Source organism: Erysipelothrix tonsillarum DSM 14972, from assembly GCF_000373785.1.
GTDB lineage: Bacteria > Bacillota_I > Bacilli_A > Erysipelotrichales > Erysipelotrichaceae > Erysipelothrix > Erysipelothrix tonsillarum.
In genome coordinates this window covers 388,352-408,493 of the sequence record NZ_KB892378.1, presented here as the reverse complement: position 1 = coordinate 408,493, position 20,142 = coordinate 388,352, and the positions used below count along the sequence as shown (strand labels likewise).

16 protein-coding genes and 2 tRNA genes are annotated in these 20,142 nt (G+C 32.9%); 14 read left to right on the top strand and 4 right to left on the bottom strand.

Going from position 1 to position 20,142, the window contains the following annotated elements:
- The first annotated feature begins 10 nt into the window (after positions 1–10).
- The 7 genes from B096_RS0105525 to B096_RS0105495 all read left to right on the top strand — a co-directional run bounded on the left by B096_RS0105525 (position 11) and on the right by B096_RS0105495 (position 5,931).
- Positions 11–1,006, top strand: a complete 996-nt coding sequence (locus B096_RS0105525) for an SIS domain-containing protein (protein ID WP_018579762.1) — start codon at positions 11–13, stop codon at positions 1,004–1,006.
- 95 nt (positions 1,007–1,101) lie between these two features.
- A tRNA-Val gene (locus B096_RS0105520) sits at positions 1,102–1,177 on the top strand.
- A 110-nt stretch (positions 1,178–1,287) separates the two neighbouring features.
- Entirely contained in the window at positions 1,288–2,220 is a 933-nt protein-coding gene (locus B096_RS0105515) for an alpha/beta hydrolase (RefSeq protein WP_018579761.1), read from the top strand.
- A gap of 67 nt (positions 2,221–2,287) precedes the next feature.
- Positions 2,288–2,363, top strand: a tRNA-Arg gene (locus tag B096_RS0105510).
- 172 nt (positions 2,364–2,535) lie between these two features.
- Positions 2,536–4,677 carry a bacteriocin transporter gene (locus B096_RS0105505; RefSeq protein WP_018579760.1) on the top strand — a complete coding sequence of 714 codons (2,142 nt, stop codon included), beginning with the start codon at positions 2,536–2,538 and terminating at the stop codon, positions 4,675–4,677.
- Positions 4,678–5,358 carry an ATP-binding cassette domain-containing protein gene (locus tag B096_RS0105500; RefSeq protein ID WP_018579759.1) on the top strand — a complete coding sequence of 227 codons (681 nt, stop codon included), beginning with the start codon at positions 4,678–4,680 and terminating at the stop codon, positions 5,356–5,358.
- A gap of 111 nt (positions 5,359–5,469) precedes the next feature.
- Entirely contained in the window at positions 5,470–5,931 is a 462-nt protein-coding gene (locus B096_RS0105495) for a hypothetical protein (RefSeq protein ID WP_018579758.1), read from the top strand.
- A 962-nt stretch (positions 5,932–6,893) separates the two neighbouring features.
- Here B096_RS0105495 and B096_RS0105490 read toward each other — a convergent pair.
- The 3 genes from B096_RS0105490 to B096_RS0105480 are packed head-to-tail and all read right to left on the bottom strand — an operon-like array spanning position 6,894 to position 10,129.
- Complete coding sequence (locus B096_RS0105490) at positions 6,894–8,180, bottom strand: ABC transporter permease family protein (protein WP_018579757.1); 1,287 nt, start codon at positions 8,178–8,180, stop codon at positions 6,894–6,896.
- Between the two features lies 1 nt (position 8,181).
- A complete protein-coding gene (locus tag B096_RS0105485) occupies positions 8,182–9,282 on the bottom strand; it encodes an ABC-2 family transporter permease (protein WP_018579756.1) in 1,101 nt (366 codons plus the stop codon).
- Positions 9,275–10,129 (bottom strand): ABC transporter ATP-binding protein, encoded by an 855-nt coding sequence (locus tag B096_RS0105480; protein ID WP_018579755.1) that lies wholly within the window; start codon positions 10,127–10,129, stop codon positions 9,275–9,277. Before B096_RS0105480 ends, B096_RS0105485 begins: the two co-directional genes overlap by 8 nt.
- Before the next feature lie 1,075 nt (positions 10,130–11,204).
- Here B096_RS0105480 and B096_RS0105475 point away from each other — a divergent pair.
- From B096_RS0105475 to B096_RS0105450, 6 genes are all read left to right on the top strand, one after another.
- Positions 11,205–11,927: a hypothetical protein gene (locus tag B096_RS0105475; RefSeq protein ID WP_018579754.1), complete on the top strand. Its 723-nt coding sequence runs from the start codon at positions 11,205–11,207 to the stop codon at positions 11,925–11,927.
- Positions 11,928–12,263: 336 nt separating this feature from the next.
- On the top strand, positions 12,264–13,031 hold the full coding sequence (locus B096_RS0105470) for an AAA family ATPase (protein ID WP_018579753.1): 768 nt from the start codon (positions 12,264–12,266) through the stop codon (positions 13,029–13,031).
- 226 nt (positions 13,032–13,257) lie between these two features.
- Positions 13,258–14,655: a family 4 glycosyl hydrolase gene (locus B096_RS0105465; RefSeq protein WP_018579752.1), complete on the top strand. Its 1,398-nt coding sequence runs from the start codon at positions 13,258–13,260 to the stop codon at positions 14,653–14,655.
- Between the two features lie 18 nt (positions 14,656–14,673).
- On the top strand, positions 14,674–16,011 hold the full coding sequence (locus B096_RS0105460; RefSeq protein ID WP_018579751.1) for a PTS sugar transporter subunit IIC: 1,338 nt from the start codon (positions 14,674–14,676) through the stop codon (positions 16,009–16,011).
- Positions 16,012–16,131: 120 nt separating this feature from the next.
- On the top strand, positions 16,132–16,818 hold the full coding sequence (locus tag B096_RS0105455) for a MurR/RpiR family transcriptional regulator (RefSeq protein WP_018579750.1): 687 nt from the start codon (positions 16,132–16,134) through the stop codon (positions 16,816–16,818).
- Positions 16,819–17,127: 309 nt separating this feature from the next.
- Positions 17,128–17,814 carry a pseudouridine synthase gene (locus B096_RS0105450; RefSeq protein WP_018579749.1) on the top strand — a complete coding sequence of 229 codons (687 nt, stop codon included), beginning with the start codon at positions 17,128–17,130 and terminating at the stop codon, positions 17,812–17,814.
- Positions 17,815–17,903: 89 nt separating this feature from the next.
- Here the strand turns inward: B096_RS0105450 and B096_RS0105445 are convergent, their stop codons facing one another.
- Positions 17,904–18,989 carry a Rossmann-fold NAD(P)-binding domain-containing protein gene (locus tag B096_RS0105445; protein WP_018579748.1) on the bottom strand — a complete coding sequence of 362 codons (1,086 nt, stop codon included), beginning with the start codon at positions 18,987–18,989 and terminating at the stop codon, positions 17,904–17,906.
- Between the two features lie 227 nt (positions 18,990–19,216).
- On the opposite strand from B096_RS0105445, the gene B096_RS0105440 reads away from it, so the two are divergent.
- On the top strand, positions 19,217–20,020 hold the full coding sequence (locus B096_RS0105440; RefSeq protein ID WP_018579747.1) for a hypothetical protein: 804 nt from the start codon (positions 19,217–19,219) through the stop codon (positions 20,018–20,020).
- Positions 20,021–20,142: the final 122 nt, after the last annotated feature.

Below are 20,142 nucleotides of genomic sequence, written 5' to 3'. Positions count from 1 at the left end.
GAGAAAAATGATGTTAAAATTTAACGAAGAAGAACAATTAAAAAGTTTTAAAGGTGGACTTGCCCTCCGTCCTGAAATTGAAAAGGCAGCAGATGCTATTTATGATCAAGGTTATGATGGAATTTATTTTGTGGGTATTGGGGGCACGTATGCTTCAGCCCTTCAGGTTGCCCATCATGTTAAAGAAATGAGTACTCTCCCTGTTTGTGTGGAGCATGCAGCGGAATATCTTGTAACAGGAAATAAAAACATTACGAAGAATTCAATTATTGTTTATTCTTCAGTGACGGGTACAACTCAAGAAGTTGTAGATGCAGTTAAGGTATTGAAAGGTCTCGGATGTACAATCATGGCCTTTGTTGATGAACCAAACTCTATTCTAGCAGAGATGGGAGATTATACGATTTCATATGGTTTGAATGAACAACTTAAATTCTTTATGTTTATGGATCGTCTCATGTATCGCAACGGTGATTTTGAAGATTATGATGTGATGTATCAAGAATTCGATCAATATCTTCCACAAGCACTAGTAGATGTAGAAAAAGAAGCTGACGCATTTGGTGAAGCATATGCGAAACGTCATCATGAAGACGCAATGCATTACTTTGTGGGGGCTGGTAATCAGTGGGGAGCGACGTACTCCTATGCAATGTGTTATTGGGAAGAACAACATTGGATTCCAACCAAATCGATTACAGCTCCCGAATTCTTTCATGGAATGTTTGAAATTGTAGAACGAGATACTCCAGTTACAATTTTTGTAGGTGAGGATACATCCCGCCCACTATCAATGCGTGTTGTGAATTTTATTCCACGTATCTGTGCAAACTATGAAGTCATTGATACCAAAGACTATGAATTAAAAGGCATCAGTGAACAATATCGTGGACATATTTGTCATCTTGTGATGATGGCAATTACCCGTCGCATTGATGCACATATTGAGAAAATAAATTGTCATCCAACTGAAATACGTCGTTACTATCGTCAATTGGATTACTAGAAACAACCCACTGGATAACAGTGGGTTTTCTTTCGAAAATTTTCACTTCATAGACATTGTCTTTACCGTTTACATATGGTAAACTTGGTTTCCATGGAGGTTTAGCTCAGTTGGGAGAGCATCTGCCTTACAAGCAGAGGGTCAGCGGTTCGAGCCCGTTAACCTCCACCATTTTTATTCTGGATCACCCACGACGAGGGTGGTTTTTTTTGTGCATTTACAAACAGAACCAAGTATGTTATTCTTTTATTACTTTGATTATCAAAGTATATGAGGTGACAATGAAACATTTAAAAAGAATAGTAGTCTTTGTGGGTATATTAGTCGTGCTGTTAGGCTTTGCGGGAGGGTACTTCTTTAAACTCGCATTGGTACCGGGAGAAAAAGATTTTATAGACGCAGATATTAAAACTGTATGGAAACCAGATCAAGAATGGCTAAAATCGGTTGATAAAGAGTCTAAAGAACTTGTCAGTGATTCCGGTTTGAAACTCAAAGCTTGGTATGTTCCTGCGAAAACTAAAACTAAGGATACAATATTAGTTGCACACGGTTATGGAAATAACAAAGATCGTGTGGGTCATTACATCCGACTCTTCCATGAGATGGGATTTAATGTGCTTGCACCGGATGCACGATCACATGGTGAGAGCGAGGGAAACATTATTGGATTTGGTTGGCCAGAACGCTTTGATATTGAGGCATGGGTCCAAAATATCATTAGTCAAAATGGCAATGACTCTCGAATTGCCTTGTTTGGTCTAAGTATGGGTGCATCAACAGTTATGATGGCAAGTGGTCTTGACCTTCCTGATAATGTCATGGCGGTCATTGAAGATTGTGGTTATACTAGTGTCGCAGATCAATTATCATACAAACTTAAAGATATGTATAACCTTCCAGCCTTTCCAATGATTCCAATTACTAGTTTGATTACGCAAGTAAAAGCAGGCTTTAATTTCTATGAAGCATCTGCAGTCGAGTCTTTAAAACGGAGCACGCTACCAACGTTATTCATTCATGGAGATGCAGATGATTTTGTACCTTTTGAGATGTTAGAAACGTTATACCAAGCGCATCCAAGTCCTAAAGAAAAGATCGTAATAAAAGGTGCAAATCATGCAGAGAGTTATGAAAAAGATCCTGTATATTACAAAAAAACAATTGAGTCATTCCTCAGTCGTTATCTGACCTCAACATCAGACAATTCTTAAAGTTAAAGAATGAAATACGCTCTTTTTTAATTATCAATTCTATGGTATTATATCCATGCATTGATATGCGTCCGTGGCGCAAGGGATAGCGCGTTTGATTCCGGTTCAAAAGGTTGCAGGTTCGATTCCTGTCGGGCGTGCCAATTTATAATTTACAAAGAATCTCAAGATTATATCTTGAGATTTTTTCTTAACATAAAATTATTTGATACAGTTTTTGTAGAGGATTAAACCAATAAAGAATTATTATGTCAATAGTTATATTTTTATGGTACATTTGTTGAAAGGGAGGGGTTTCTTATCAAAAAATTAAACATGGTTTTTACAGTATTGTTAGCAATCTTAATTACTACAAGCAGCTTTCAAGTATTCAATTATGAGTACCAGGTAGGACTTGGGCTTTTAGGTGTGGACCAAATTCATAGAGAACATTCAAAAGCTTACTATATTGATATAACTCCGAGTGAAGTGAATCGTTCGATTGATGATTTGATCGAAGACGTTAGAACTTTTAGTGAGAGATACAAATATGATGTTGCGATTACAACTTCAGAGGATGACTATTCCAATCAAGAAAATGGCTACTTTTATTTTATAAGTGGTAATGAATCGAACCTCTTAAGCCACATTATTGTTAAAGAGGGGATGTTAAAGGAAAGTTTTTTTATTAATGACGATTGGGTTATATCTAATGATCACCTCAAAAAGCCAAGTTATTTAATTGATTATCTTGATCATCGTTTCTATGATTTTGATTCAACTTATAAAGATTCCATTTCAATCTATCCCTTGTCCAAAATAGAAGAATACTATCCATCAAGTGGTATTCAAACTTTAGTAACTATTTTTGTAGATGAATATTCAACTCAGATACAAGAGATGATTTTTGATTATTTTCAAGTTTATAATTATATGAATGGCCCTTCCGGATTTTTTGTATCTGAGTTAGGACAAATGAATGATGTAAGTGTGGATAGAGAATTACAGCCGGCTACTGTTGTTGCTGTTATCGGCGTTCTTATGTTAATGGTACTTACAGTACTTAAAAATGGTAAGAAAATCGGGATACGTTATTTGCAAGGACAGTCAACAATACAAATTATAAAAAAATTATTTTTAAAAGACATTATAGGTCTATCAATTCTATTCGCTCTTACGATTTTTTGTACAGCCTTTGTCATCTCGGATTCTTATGGAACGTTACTATTTATGTTTTTAGTAAAACTGATTCCATTTGTTCTTATTTATGTTTTTAGTATCTTAGGATGTTTATTCGTTACATATTTTTTGGTTGTTAAACGAACGTCTAATGAAATTTTAAAATTGAGCATGTCAATTGTACCGATCTATGTACTAACACTTATTTTGAAAGGTCTCTCCATAGTTATTCTTCTTATTCCTGTTTTTACTCGAATTCAAAGCATTGAATACAAACAGGGCCATATAAATTCATTGACAGAAAATCCAATGGTTTTAAATTCTAAGCGCATTGCTTATGCATCAAAATCTCCTGTGGATAAAGATTATAAGGACTATGAGAAAGCTTTGTTTGAGCTTGTAAGCCAAAATGATATTGCATACGCAAACCATGATGCATATGATTTCTACCTCACCGTGCTAAAACAAGATCAATACAAGAACATTGAATTATCAATGGATGAATATGTACCACCATCCGTTCACATTAATAATGCATATTTAGATTATGTCAGTATCACTGACGAAACAAATCGAATGTTAAATCCTAAAATGTTATCAAAAGATAAAAATTACATCTTGGTTTCTAAGGAACGAGTTAATACTTATTATGATTATTTAGAGCCATATATGAGTAACTATGAGATTCTTTATATTCAACCAAATTCAACTTATGTATCCGCCAATAGAACGATAGCCATTCCAGCAGGGACCATAAATGATCCTATTTACTTTGTAGACAATGTTTACTCAAGAGGGATTGATAACTTTACTGTGAGCTTGTTATACAATGGAGATTCCAATAGCCTTACAAATATCTTGGAACGTATGGATCAAGAATATGATGCGAGCTATCAAGTTGTGAAATCGCGAGATATCTATGAATTAAGTATTTTTGAAATAAAAAATGATTATTTAGTTTGTTTGCAATCGATTGGATTATATTTTTTAATACTCCTAATAGTAAACTATACATCAATTAAAATCTATGTTGATGGCTATAGCAAAGAAATTGCCATTAGATATCTCAACGGTACGAATTATTACCATCGCTATGCCATGCTCATTAATGGATCAGTCTTTTCAACAATTGCTGCTTTTACATATCTTCTCTATCAGGCTTCAGGAGACAAAGCAATTGCTGCAGTATTATTAGGAATATTTGTCGTGACATTAGTCTTGGAATGGATAACCATTAAGGCGAGCATAAGAAAATATGAATCGTCGGAAGTGTCTACAATTTTAAAAGGAGATGACTAAATGGAATCAATTATAAAGTTAGAAGGGATTTCTAAACGGTTTAACGATACACCAATCTTAACTGAAATTAATTTAGAAATGCCATCTCATGAAGTTATTGTAATCTCAGGCCCATCAGGAAGTGGCAAAAGTACATTATTAAATATTATCGGACTCCTTGATACTCCAGACGAAGGCACAGTGACCTTGTTTGGAAAAGAAAATCCTAAACCGTTTTCTAAAGAAGCAACGGCATTATTACGCACAAAAATCGGTTATCTTTTTCAAAATTTTGCGCTCGTCGAGAACAAATCCGTTGAGTATAATTTAATGTTAGCTTTAGAGAATGTTAAGTTAAAGAACAAAAAAGAAAAGGTGAATGAGGCTCTAAAAAAAGTAGGTCTCGATGGATTCAAAAATAAAATTGTTTATCAATGTTCCGGGGGCGAACAACAGCGCATAGCGCTTGCGCGTATACTTTTAAAACCTTGTGAACTGGTCTTGTGTGACGAGCCAACAGGGAGTTTAGATGAGCGAAACAGAGATAAAATCATAGAATTATTGATGATGTTAAAAGATGAAGGAAAAACAGTTATAATTGTTACTCACGATCCATACCTGATGACACTAGCCGACACTCACTTAGTTTTAGAAAAGAATGGAACTAGATCGGGTTTTTCTATCAATAAAAAAAATGACTAAGTCGCTATTTAATATGAACTTTAAATAAACTTAGTTTCAAGTAAGTTTACAAAACTGATAGGATTAGTGTATGTAATGTCCAGACCAATATAATGTATAGGAGGTTCTAGTATGACAAATAGAAATTGGTATGAAAAAAGAGAAGGTGTTGCAGACCATTTAGTTTATCTTGACAATGAAGGTAAAGAACTTGAAAAATTACTAAATGGTGAGAAGACAATGATTATTAGAGGTGCTGCTGCAAAAAAGAGTCCTTTAGGTGGTAGAGCAAAAGAAAACGATGTTTTATACTTTGTTGAAAAAGGTGGAGATATGATGGTAACCCATCGCGGGCTATTGACCAAGGTAATTGAACAGTATAAAATGTCTCCTGAAGAATCAATCGAGTTAATAGAGAAGTACAAAAAAGAACTGAATCTATCAAAAAAACAAACAGAAAGATGGTACGGTAAGAAATGTATTGGATTATATGAAGTCCAACATATTGAAGAAATTGAACCATTCAAATATAATAGAGAAAAAAATATGGATGACTGGATAATCACCGATAATATTGATGATATTAAACTATAATAAATTGGTACAAGCAGCTTGACGAAAGAACAAGTATGCTATCCCTACCTTAAGATAACGGCATTTAAATACCCTTTAACATCAAACTCAGTTTGATGTTTTTTCTTTTCGAAAAAAGACCAGTCAATACAAGTTTCTTCAGTGATTTTACTCCATTATGCTCATCTGCAAATAGACTCTTTAAATATAATTCTTTTAAGTTATATCCATTAAGGTGATTCATTCTATGATTAACATAAATTTCTAAATTGCCTTTTAATCATTGTGCTGTGGTTTGCATACAAAGCAATTAACATTGATTTGATGAACGGATCAGATCTATCATACTTAAAAATCCCAAGATTAGACTCACATGACAATAAGTCTTACCAGTCAAACTGTCGAGTTGATTGATAGTGATTCTACCGGATGGCGTAATGAGCGTTCTAGGACGTTTACACTTCACATAGAATTGATAAACTCGATTTTGGCTGTATCGAAATTTGGAATCCATTTCTACGACAGTTTCTTCAAAGAGTGTACAAGCATTTTCAAAGGTTAGTTCACTGATCTGTTCAACGACCTGAACATAATCAAAGATTCCTCTAAATTAAGATTGAGGATTAGTTATGTTTCTTAAAGAATCTGAAGTTTTATCTATGATAAAATTCATAAACGAAGATAGATTATTGTGCGTTAGAATAGAAATGTGAAGTTTCCTTTCTTTATTATATAATTGGAACTGTATTAGGATTGCTCACGGGTGCTAGTTTATAATTAAAAAAGAGTCTCAAGATACATTCTTGGGACTCTTTTTTCTATAGTTAAACTTGAATGATTTAAGTGTCAATAAATTAAAACTAACTCTTAATAATAAATTTATATATCTTAAATAATACAAGATGTATAATTATTATAATATTAATCGATATGAGAAGATAAGGTATTTGTTTTAGCAAATCCAATTGGACTGAAAGAAGTAATTATTTGAAATCTATGTGACTAGAAATTTTAAATATTATTACGAAACAGATGAGTATCCAACCTATAATAACAAGATACCCTTGTAAAATTGGTGGAGAAAAGAAAGAACATAAGAGATGAACACAGTTTAGGTAGTAAAATGGGGAATATGTTCCTAAGGGAGAATAGAAGGAAAATAAAAGGATTAATCCTGCAATAACAGTTGATACAAGAAATAATTTATTGCTTTTTAACCACGATGTGTAAAGTAACATAACCAAAAGAGTTAAGAATATGATATTAAGAATTATAAGAGGAATTGTTGCAAGTAAAAATATGCTTAGTTTAATAAATACTAAATTTTCAGAATAATAAATTGGATCAAAAAATTCTACCACATTGATTCCTATAGCAGCAGTATCTTTTATGGTTGTTGTTTTGATTGAGTATGTAAACATCATTTTATGTAACTTTGATGAATCAATCATCATGTTCTTATTAATTAATGTAGGAATCTCAAATTGCCACCCAAAGATCAAACCATAATATATAGATAGAGAAGTTATCTGTATGATTACCAAGGACAGAACTATAAGTGATATTGAGATTATTTTACTTGTAAACAAAGTATTTCTCGAAACCGACTGTAAAAGTGTTTCATATATTTTACTATTACGATCTCTTCCGAATACAAAGAGTGAAACTATTAGTATCATAAGGGGAAGAAAAATTGGTAATATATCTCTAATATAATTAAAAATAGAACTGGATCCAGTATTCTGATATGCTTTTATGGGGGTATAATCGAGGGTCTTCCCATACATATTGACATATTGAGAGGCTACTAAATAATCAAACGTTTCTAGGTTGATACCATGCATTTTTTTATGCGTGTTAATTTGATAACCCTTATCATTAATCATCTGGTAAAGTAAATCGACTCTTTGAGCATAGTTTTCTTTTTCACCTTTGCTCATGGAATTATAGACATTTAACAAGTAAGTAAAATCAAATTTTTCCTGGTTCGTTAAATATTCGTCAATATTTTTATCTTGTATATTTTTAGTAATTTCAATATTATACTGATTAAGCTCACTATTCAAATCATCATAGTCTTCAAAAAGCATCATAATAAATTCATTATTCATATGATAATCAAACCTTGAGTTGTTGTTAATATTACCAAAGTATTTATTTTCATAACTATTAAGGATTGTTATGGATAATATAGTAAACAAAATAATAACAATATAAGAAAATGTATTCTTGTAGAAATTTATAAAATCACTTTTTATTATATTAGTCATGTTAACGCTCCCACCTAACTGTGACGAAGACATATAGTCCTATAAACCATAAACAAAATGCAAAGATTATATTATATAAAATATACAAAGTATTTCCCGTTGACAGAAGTGCGTTACTTGGCAAAAAATTAAGCATTTCTATTTTTGTGATGGTAGTGTTTATGTGGAGTACAAAACAATATATAATAGAATAATTTAAAATAGTGTTTTTATTTTTTAATATCAATCCAACTGTTGGACCAATCAGTCCGTTAATCAAAACTAAACCTAATAATTTTAATAAACCAATTCTAATATGAACGATTTGATTTGAATTAAGAGTAACAACAGGGTACTGAGGATTTCCTAGTCCACCCACTACGTAACCAATAATAAATGATGAAACAATTAGAATTATAAGATTCATAAAACAGAACACCAGACCCGTTATTGTTTTCGAAATATATATTTTTCTTAAATTTGCGCCTCTGCAATAATAGGTTTTGTATGCTCCTGACTCAAAATCATCACTTATAAAATCGGAAGAAAACAATAATATCAAAATTATCATTGCAACAATAAAGCCAGGTGATTCGACCATTTGATATAATAAATTAAAACTATTTATTGAGTAAGGAGAATAGTAGGGCTTTATATTTCTTTCTATTAAAAGCTCAGTCAATTCTAAGTCATTATCGAGTTTATCTACCCATTTAGGGTTATTGATCATCACTTCGTCAAATGCTAACGACACTCCGTGACTTTGTTCAATCAAAAAGTCTTTTGTATGATGGAGATCAGCCATGTTTTTAGATTTATTATTGATGCTCATTTCATGTGTATAGATATATTGTCTCATTTTATTATAATAATTATTACGGGAATCCATTTCATCTTTAGAAATAACCTCTATTTTCTTTTGATTTCTATTGATGTCAATCAGCTTTTGATACTCTCTACTCAGGTTCTCATAATAATTATTTTCTGAACTTATAAATTGTTGTTCTTGTATAAACATAAACCCCAAGAATACAGAAATAATTAAAAAACCCAAGAGAATAAAATAAATCATTTTCTTCTGCAATATAGATTTTTTTAATTCTAAAAGTATGAGTTTAGTCATTTTTATTACCTATAATATTTAGATATATGGATTCTAAATTAATCATTTTTTTATCAATACCTATGATAGTATTTTGTTCTTTAATTATTTTATTTATTGCACAGTCTAAATTTTCATTATCTGCTAAGGTCATTCTATAGGAATCGTGGTTAATCTTAGTTACATTGTATTCATTAAAAAAAGCACTAGATTTATTTTGTTTACTTTTAAAATCAATGATGTTCTCGTATTGTGGGATATTTTCCACTTCACCAAGAATTTTTCCATGATCAATAAAGACAAAACGATCAGAGATTTTTGCGACTTCATCAAGTTTATGGGACGACAATAATATACTTGTATTAAAGTTGCTACGAATTAATTCCAAAACCTCTAAAAAATCTGTAATACCCTCGATATCTAATCCGTTTGTTGGTTCATCTAGAATCAACAAATCAGGCTCACTGAGTAAAGCAACAGCAAGACCAATTCGCTGTTTCATACCCATGGAATATGTTGACACTCTTCGGTCTAGATTACTTCCCAATTTAGTTAAATCACTACAAAAGTCAATTTTTTCTTGTGTAACCTTCTTAAGAGATCCGAAAAATTTTAAATTTTGCCGTCCTGTGAGATCTAAATATACGCCGGGGCCTTCTATGACTGAAGATATACTGCAGTTGTAAGTACAAACTGTGCCAGAAGAGGGATTCATTAAGCCACACAAACATTTCATAAGTGTAGACTTTCCAGCACCGTTCGGTCCTAAAAGACCAACTATTTCTTTTTCTTTTATTGATAAATTAACATTATCCAATGCGATGTTATCACCAAAAATTTTGGATAAATTACTGATTTCTATAAGCATATTAAACCTCCTTTTAAAAAAGCAGTGCATTACTTTCTAGCGCTACTTGTTGTGAGATACGATGAGTAAATAAGACTTTATATTTTTATAATTTTAGAACAAAACAATAGAATATTTATCTAGATTTTTCTTAGACAGGTAATAAATATAGCTAAAGTTGTGCATTCATCTATTTATCAATACAATCGAGGAATAATATTATCATTATTATTATTTCACAGAAATTAATATAGTCCCTTCGACAAAACAAAGGAATTAATTATGTAATTTTATAAATATTTTTTTCAGATACAAAAAGTATGAAGTCTGAATATAAGAAATTAAAAACACATATTAAAAGTTTATAGTGACGACATTAGTCGCAAAATTGAAAATATCAAAGTTATGTAGATTAATGTCATATTTTCAAATCATTAATTCAAATATATTCTTCTTATTAGGACTTGTCAATATTGTAAGTTGGAGAGAGATTATCACAAGTAAATTGACTCACTATAAATTGAAAATATTTTGTTTTATTTATGATCTTAAAAAAATTAATGAATTTTTTTCAAACTCTAAGACGGTTAGCAAGCAATTGTTAATCAATATAAGCTTGCTTAGAAAAAGATATAGTTGTAATTTCAAGAAATAAATAGAAATAGTTATGGTACTCAAACGACTTGGATGGGTTTGAGTATCGTTAAATGAACTTAAAGAAAGTGTAATAATATAATCAATTTGCACCGATAGAGAATAACGTCTCTAGTTTTTAGAGTTTCGTGAAGGGTCTATGGAAAATGTTTTAAAAGCAAAGCGGGTATACAGGGTTAGTTTTTAAAATTGACAACATGTTAATTGATAAATTAGTTGATTTTTTTAACAAAACATAAAAAGAGTGGAAGAACATCTATGTAAAGAGAGAGTTTACTTTTGTTATTATATTAACTTCTTTAGCTCATAAAAATAATTTATTAAAGAAGAGAAAATGAAGTGAGACGGATAACTAAAAAAGGAGACAAGGAGAACACTATTTTAGATTATTTAGATTATAGAAATAAATACTATATAATAGGATTGTAAAGGAGAGAAGATAATGTTACATTTTGGAGTCGTTGTTTTACCAGGAAAAAAAGGGTTAAAATTAGTACGAGAAAATTATGCGATTATCAATAAAAGAAGTTCACTATTTAGTGAAAAAAAATATGAATTAATGAAAAATGAAGGTTGGTTTGATCCAAATCAAGAAGTAGTGGTAAATGGAAAAAAAGTGAAAATTTACGAAGATGAGAAAGGGCAATTCTATACTGATGAATGGTGTATTGAACATCAAAAAGAGTGTTTGCAGAATTTTGACTTACATATTAATTTTTTTGCTTCTTTATCCAAAGAAAAATTTAAAAAGGAAACTGATAGTTTTATAAATAAATTTCCAATGTTTGAGGAAGTATCAAATTTGAATGAATACAATGGTAAGTCAGGGTATTATGTGATGATTCTAGACGAATACTGTCAGATTTATACTGGAACATCAGGAAATATTATGAAAAGGATTCGAGAACACTGGTCTCAATCCAAACAATTTGATAGGCTGCTCTACCCAATGGGGGCAGTTGAAAGGTCAATTATGTCTATTGATTCGTATAGAGCATTGGATACAAGTAGAATCTTTGCATATGATACAGAGTATACATTTGAAAGAGAGGATGAGTTTATCTCTTATTTTTCGCCTGAATTTTGTACTAATAGAACTGCTGGAGGAAGAATTGAGGGTGGCTTAATTAATATAATTAATATGGTTAAAGAAAAAAATTTATAGTTTATGACCGAATTATATCGAACATTCATTGCCTTATTTTTCTATAGTGTTCCTCAACCATTAATAGATTCATCAATAGGAAAATATAAGATATAATTGTAGATAAAGATCATAAGTCATTTTGAAAGTGAACAACACATAGAAAGCAAATATATTGCAGTAGAAACGATATAGGTCGGTGTGATATTCCTGGTTTGCAAAGATTCCTGACGAATTTAAAATTCAGTACTAAATAGTGCTGTATCGGGGGGTAGATTTTTTTAAAAGAGGAGCGATGAATTTATATAGTTGTTTTTGGCGAAAAATCGTTACAGAGAATAAAAAAGAGGTAGAATTATGTTGATAGAAGTTTCAAAGTTAAGTGATGAAAATGTTTATCCTTACAATACAATAGATTTTAATACATTAGACTTAGATTCATCTGTGGTGTTTTTCACAGGTGAAAATGGCTCAGGGAAATCTACGTTATTAAGAGCGATAGCACATCAATCCAATAGTTACTCGGTTTCAAAAAAAATAGATTATCAAGCTCATCGTTATGATCGATTTTCTTTGGCATGGCATTCCCGATTAAAACGCGGTTATTACTTTCAATCTGAGGATTTTTATTCATTTCTAAATTGGATATCTGAAGAAGAAATTGAGAATGAAAAAATGTATGAGGATGCTTTAGAGAGACATGGTGAAAATCGCAGCATGGGAGTTTTAATTGAACTTGGAATGCATGAAGGAAATCGAAAACACATGGATAAGATGGTGACAGAACTTAAGGAGGCCTCCCATGGTGAGGGTTATATACGCTTCTTTGCCTCTAAACTTCGTCCAAATACGCTATATTTATTGGATGAACCCGAAACCCCACTTTCTTTTCAGAATCAACTAACACTGATGACACTTATTAATGACTATGTAAAACAAGGGAGTCAGTTTATAATTTGTACGCATTCGCCAATCTTGTTAGCTTATCCTGATGCTAAAATATATTATTTTGATGAGACCATTACATCGATGTCTTATGATGAACACCCTATTGTCAGGGATTACTCATCATTTATGAATAGACCTCAACAGTATCTATATTATCTTTTTGAAGATGAGAACTAAAAAGGAGCAAAAGCTCCTTTTTTTATAAATTAATTTAATTTATATATTTTTTTTGAGACATTTGCTCATAATTTTCGCACGTGTTCCTAATACTTAATTTTAAGTTGAATTCTAGATTATTTCTTGATTTCTATGATGGATATATAAAGCGGTTACATTTTTAACCGTTTTAAAAAAAATTATTAGAATCTAACTGATATAGTTTTAATATAAGGAGGGTTTATTAATGAAAAAAGTAAATGTGGTGTTTGTAGGTGGGGGGAGTACTTATACACCGGATATGTTGGAATTACTGTGTTTGGTTAAAGATAAATTTCATGTAAGGAAGGTTGTTCTATACGATATTGATGCTGCTCGACAAAATATTGTAGGTGATTATGGTGAAGTTCTTTTCCGTGAATATTATCCAGAACTGGAAGAATATATCGTAACAACGGATAAAGAAGTTGCGTTCAAAGAAATTGATTTTGCGTTTGTGCAAATTCGTCCTGGTGGACTGGAAATGCGCGAGAAAGATGAAAAAATTCCACTTAAGTATGGTGTCATTGGTCAAGAAACATGTGGTCCTGGTGGCTTTGCATATGGATTACGCAGTGTTAAAGCAATGAAAGAATTCATCGAGGATTTTAGATATTACTCACCGGAAGCATGGATTTTAAATTACTCAAATCCAGCAGCAATTGTTGCCGAAATGTGTAAAGTTCTTTTCCCAAATGACCACAGAATTATTAATATTTGTGATATGCCTATTTCAATCATGGATGTTTATTGCCCCCTCGCTAATAAAACGCGTTTAGATGTAGAACCACGTTATTATGGCTTAAATCATTTTGGGTGGTTCACTGCAATGTATGATAAAAAAACAGGGGAAGATGTTTTACCCCAAATCATTGACGCATTGTATGAAGGGGATGTTGATGATCGTCTTGGATTTTCGGGAAAGAACGATGAGTATTGGACATTTACCTTCAAGCATCTTGAAAAGATGGTAAGAGATTATCCACACTCATTACCCAATACATACCTCCAATACTATTTGTATCCACAAGATATGGTTAAACACACAGACCCAAATTATACACGGACGAATGCTGTTATTGATGGTCGTGAAAAACGTGTTTTTACCTTCTGTAAGCAAGTGGCAAAAGCGGGGAAAATGCGAGGTACTGAATTTGATTTAGACATCAAATATTCAAATGATACAGATTCAATTAAGAGTGCTTCGATTGCACATAATGATGCGCACGCTACATATATAATTGAACTTGCATTAAGTATTCTTCATAATAGCAACGATATATTTCTGTTGATTGTTCCTAATGAAGGCGTTGTTTCAAACCTTGACGATGGCATGATGCTTGAAGTTGCATGTCGCGTAGGCGCAAATGGAGCTGAGCCTTTACACTTTGGTAAGGCAGGAACGTTTGAGAAAGGATTGCTTGAAGCTCAATATGCATCTGAGAAGCTTGCTGTAGAGGCCGTATTGGAAGAATCTTATGATAAGGCACTTCAATCACTTGTAGTAAATCGTACTGTTGTTGATACGGATATTGCACGTACAATTCTTGATGAGTACATTGCAGTAAACGGTGACTATTTCCCAACTTTAAAAAGAAGTCGATAGACCGAGAAAGAGGAATCTATGCATAAATTAACAAATTTTATTGAACAAAAACTTTATCCGTTATCATTGAAATTTGCGGAGAATAAATACTTAATTGCATTAAGCCATGGATTGATGGTTGCGATGCCCGTTTTAATTTTTGGTTCAATGTGTATTTTGATTGCTGATTTTCCAGTACCAGCTTTCCAAGCATTTATGGAATCCGTATTTGGGGAAATATGGGGTGAATGGGCTTGGTCAATTTTAGTACCAGCAACTATTGGACTCGTATCACTGCTTTCCTTGATTGGTGTTGCAAACTCACTTGCTGAACAAGAACAAGTGGATCGTATATCCGCAATTGTTATCTCAATCTGTGCATTTTTTATCCTACTTGTGCAAACGGATGATGGCGGATTTGCTTCGATAGATTTCGAAGCACGTGGACTCTTCATGGCAATGTTAACAGCTTTAATTACGACACGACTTTATGCTTATTTAATCCACAAAGACGTTCGTATTAAACTTCCAAAATCGGTACCATCTTTTGTCTCAAATCAATTTTCAGCGGTAGTTCCAGCATTTATTATTCTGCCACTATTCTTAATAATTCGCCTTGCCGTAGGTGCGACACCTTATGGTACCGTAACCAATATGATTATAGAATTAATTCAAGCTCCATTAGTCGGTATTGGTACGACACTTGGTGGAACGCTCTTTGCATCATTTTTAAATACGTTCTTATGGGTGTTTGGTATTCATGGAACTTCAGTCACAGGAGCCTTTATGGACCCACTGTGGTATGCTGCACGATTTGAAAACCTTGAAATATTCAAACAAGGTATTAACTTAATTCGCCCGCATATTGCGACGATGGATTATGCGAATTTCTTCATTTTTCTAGGTGGAACCGGATTAACATTCCCCTTAACGGTTCTCATGACCTTTAAAGGAAAATCCGAGCGCATGAAATCACTGGGTAAATTATCCATCGTACCGGGATTATTTAATGTAAATGAACCGGTCATCTTTGGTTTACCAATTGTTCTTAATCCAACCATGCTCATCCCCTTTTTCTTAGCGCCTACAGTATCCATTTTAGTATCTTGGTTCGCGATGAAGACTGGTATTGTGCCTTATCCAACTGGTGTTACAATACCATGGACAACGCCACTCATCGTGGGTGGTTGGTTAATGTGTAACAGTTGGAAAGGTGGTGCGCTTCAATTAGTCGTAACGATTCTAGCGGGTCTTATTTATTGGCCATTCTTTAGAGCTCTAGATCATCAGTATTTAGAAGAAGAAAAAGACAGTCAAACAAGTGATGCTGAAACGATAAGTAACAAAGAAGCTAATACACTATCTAATAATTTATAAGTAAGAATCAACTTAAGCATTAAGCTTGAGTTGATTTTTTTATAAGTGTCTATAGAGTACGAAATACTTTACATCAAGGCTCAATATTTTGATATAATTGACTTAATGGAGGAGTGCTGCATGAATAACAATTATCATCTAAACGAAACACAAAATCGTATTTATGATTATATTATCAATAAATTGAAAGCGCATCATAAGCCTACGATTACCGAAGTTGCTGATCAGACATTTGTATCTACAACATATATTGTTAAAATGACAAAACAATTAGGTTATTCAGGTTATAGTGATTTTTTACATGTAACCTATTGGATCTTAAATAATAATAATATCCAAGACGACCTCGTAATTCGTTTTGATGATGGACAAAAAGAAGGGGTTGAAGTTATGGCCCAGCTTATTGTGAAGCATGCCTTGGATAAAGTGTTTTTGATTGGGACGGGATATTCTGATTTAATTTCGCTTTATTGTACAAAACGTTTTTCAGAAATCGGAATCTTTTGTTATCATGGTTCGCCACTCGATATGAAGATGAATATTGATAATAATCTTGTGATTTTTATTAGTAGAAGTGGAGAAACCGATGACTTGTTAAATATTGCAAAAAAAATAAGTACAAAACATGATAGGGTTTTAATTACGTCGATTGCCCAATGTTCGCTTGCGCAAATTGTAGATGTTGTACATATCGTCCCCAATGAACATCATGGTCATTCCCTACCAATACCCAATTTGTTCGTGAGTAAAGGCATCGCTTTTTTTGAATTGGTCTACCAACGTGTGCGAGAAATTATTTATGAATAAAATTCTAAAAAAGGAAGTTTTATATTTTGGGGTGATGGTCATTTATTTCATAAATACAAAGCATCTTCCCAAGACATCTTGATAATTGCCGACTAATTCTTATGCAAAGTGATTCAAATTGATATTTTCAATCGTAATTTCACCAAACATATTGCAGAAGACCAAGCCTTGGGTTAAAAAAGATTTAAATTAAGATGTAATTTGAAATCGGTGTGATTGTTAATTCAGTTTATGTTAAAAATATAAAAGAAATCTTGATGAATACGATATAATAGAATTAGTTATTAATATTGGAAATGAGGGAATGCGATGCGTTTAGATAAGTTTTTAGCTCATAATGGTTTTGGAACTCGTAAAGACGTCAAGAATATCGTCAAAAAAAAATTAGTAAGTGTCAACGGTGACATCGTTCGGGATGCAGGGTATGTGTTAAATCTGGACACGGATTGTGTCTGCGTTGAGGGTCAAGTTATTGAATATCAAAAAGATATCTATCTGATGATGCATAAACCTGCGGGGTATATTTGTGCACATAATCCGGAGGACTATCCTTCGGTTTTAGAATTGATTCAAGAGTATCACCACGATCTTTTCTTTGTAGGGCGTCTTGATGCGGATACGGAAGGTTTATTATTGATTACTAATGATGGTCAATTTTCTCACCGTGTGGCCCATGGGAAAAATGATGTACATAAAAAGTACTATGTTGAATTGGCGAAACCGTTCGATTCGAAGTTTATTGTGGATTTGGAAACGGGGATACCCATGGATGATGATATGCTTAAGCCGGCACATGTTGAGATTGTGGATGAAACGACAATTCTACTTACCATAGCGGAAGGCAAATACCATCAAGTAAAACGCATGATGCATTACTGTGACAATGAGGTTACTTACCTTAAACGAATTCAAATAGGTGCTTTGGAGCTTGATTCATCACTTAAGTTAGGTGAATATCGAAACCTAAGTCAACAAGAAATTGATCTCTTTAAATAGAAAAGAACGCCTTGGCGTTCTTTTTTGATTTCCTCAGTTGTGAGTGATTTTGTAACACAACAGATACTCTAAGAGCATTTGAAGCAGATCTATTGAGGCCTGTTTTGAAAATCATTAATCCTTAAGTTTTTAATACGGCCATCGCGCATGTCGACGGCATTTTCCAATACCTCACCATAATTATCGAAAATAAATTGATAGAGATAAGGAATAAGACCTTTAGAAATTTGGTAAGATGCACTATCCCATAATAGTGATGGGGTATGATCTACACCATAATAGGTAATGTTACCATGTTTAAACATAGGGCTTTCAAACGTGGTTGGTTTAGCGAATGGGAATCCCATGCCTTCATCACAACTGACATCAATGATAAGACATGACTTTTTGAAGAGTTCCATGTCTTCTTCGTGCATGAACATCACAGGTTTAATCGGGTTTTGGAGAATTCCATTCAAGATAATATCTGCTTGAGCGAATTCATCCACCAAACGTGGTTTGTCTGTCTTATCAACACGTAAAACGTGATGCTTATCAAAAAATAATTGGGCATAATGAATGGCGTGAATCCGATCAGCAATGAGGTGAGTAGGACGCCATGTGTAGACTTCGATATCTGTAAATCCTTTGCTTTGAAGTGCATGAATCGCACCACGACTCACCGAACCAAAACTGATGATCTTAACTTTTTTTTGTGGTCCATAATAACCATCGATTCCTTGTAACGTCAAAGCATGTTCCACTGCACAATAACCAGCTAATTCATTATTAGTTTGGAATAAGTGCACACGGCCTCGTTTTGTTTCATAATACATATTTTCCCAAGCGACAAACGATAATTTTTTTTCAATTCCGACATCCACAATTTCTTTGTTTTGAACGGAATGGATCCATCCAAATAGTGTGGCATGATCTTGCATTTGTTTAATATCTTCAAGAATCGGTTTTGTCATAATGATTTTGGGGCTTGTTTTCAGGAGTGTATTTCTGGTTTGGCATGGATTGCCTGTAAAACTCAAAAGCATGTCATCAGAAACTCCAAATCGCTCACCATAGCCTGTTTCAAAGACAAGGTTTCTAAGTACATCGTCGTTCATTGTTTCAAGTAATGAGGGATGAATGGGTACTCGTTTTTCATTTGGTTTTAAAGAACTACCAATTACTGCTACTGTCATAATAATACCTCCATAATACCCTTAGTATAACATACGCGAAAATATGTCAAAAAATAGGAGCGAGATAACGATGCGTTTTTTTTATTAATTCAGATGAATACATATATGTTATTGCTCTATTGTGTCCGATTTTTGAATACTTTGTGATTTATATATCTTTAATGTTGAAAAGCGTGTAATATCTATGTAATCATTGTGTCCAATATTAAATAGAGAGGAGGATCATGATGAAACAATCGAAGAAAACATTGAATTCGAATAAGCTGAAGTATGTTATTGGGATTGGAATAATTTTAGTTCTTGTTGTTGTAGCGTTTATTGTGCATTTTACGAAAACGGAGAACCCGGTAATCGTCTTTAAAGAAAACCCTCAGCTTGAAAAATATACGTATCTTACAGGTGAAGGCTTGGAAACACAGATTGATACGGAAAAAAGCAACTACGATACCTTTCGAGTTGAGTTCATTCGTAACGGGACGCTTTTAGATGAAGAAACAGTTCGCAAAGAGCAAATTGAACTTTATTTTAAAGAAAATAAAATACCGTATCCAGCTCCGGATAGCGTTGATATCACAGAAATTCTTAGCCTACTTCAAGCCAAGGATGAGATGCCGCTGGTAGGGGATATTGAACTCCGTATTATTGCGATATTTTCAGATGGTAGCGAATCCAGTGTCAATGAAACATTTAAAGTCGTTGATACAATTAGTCCTACTATCTCCTATCTCTTGGATGGAGAATCCATTGAAAATGGTGACCGAATTGTTTTGGATTTGATTGAAGCAAATAATAATGTGGATATGTTTGCGACCGATTTACGATTCGGAGAGGAAATTAAAATCAATGTCAGTTCACATACGTCGAATGCTAAAGAGGCGACTCAATTACACCTTGAAGCTGATGATGGTGTCAATGAGGTTCAAAAAGTACTTTATATTTACCTCGTTGATGAAGCTAATGTTACACCTGAACAAATAAAGATGCTGGAAAAAGCGGGTGTGCGTAATCTTGATCGTGTAAAAAAATCTTAATGTATAAAGCAAACAAAAAGTCGTTATGCGACTTTTTTATTGTGCCTTCATAAATTACATCTAACATCAAGTTAGATAAGTCCTTGACTACCTTGTTCGATGATGTTAGTATTTATCTAACG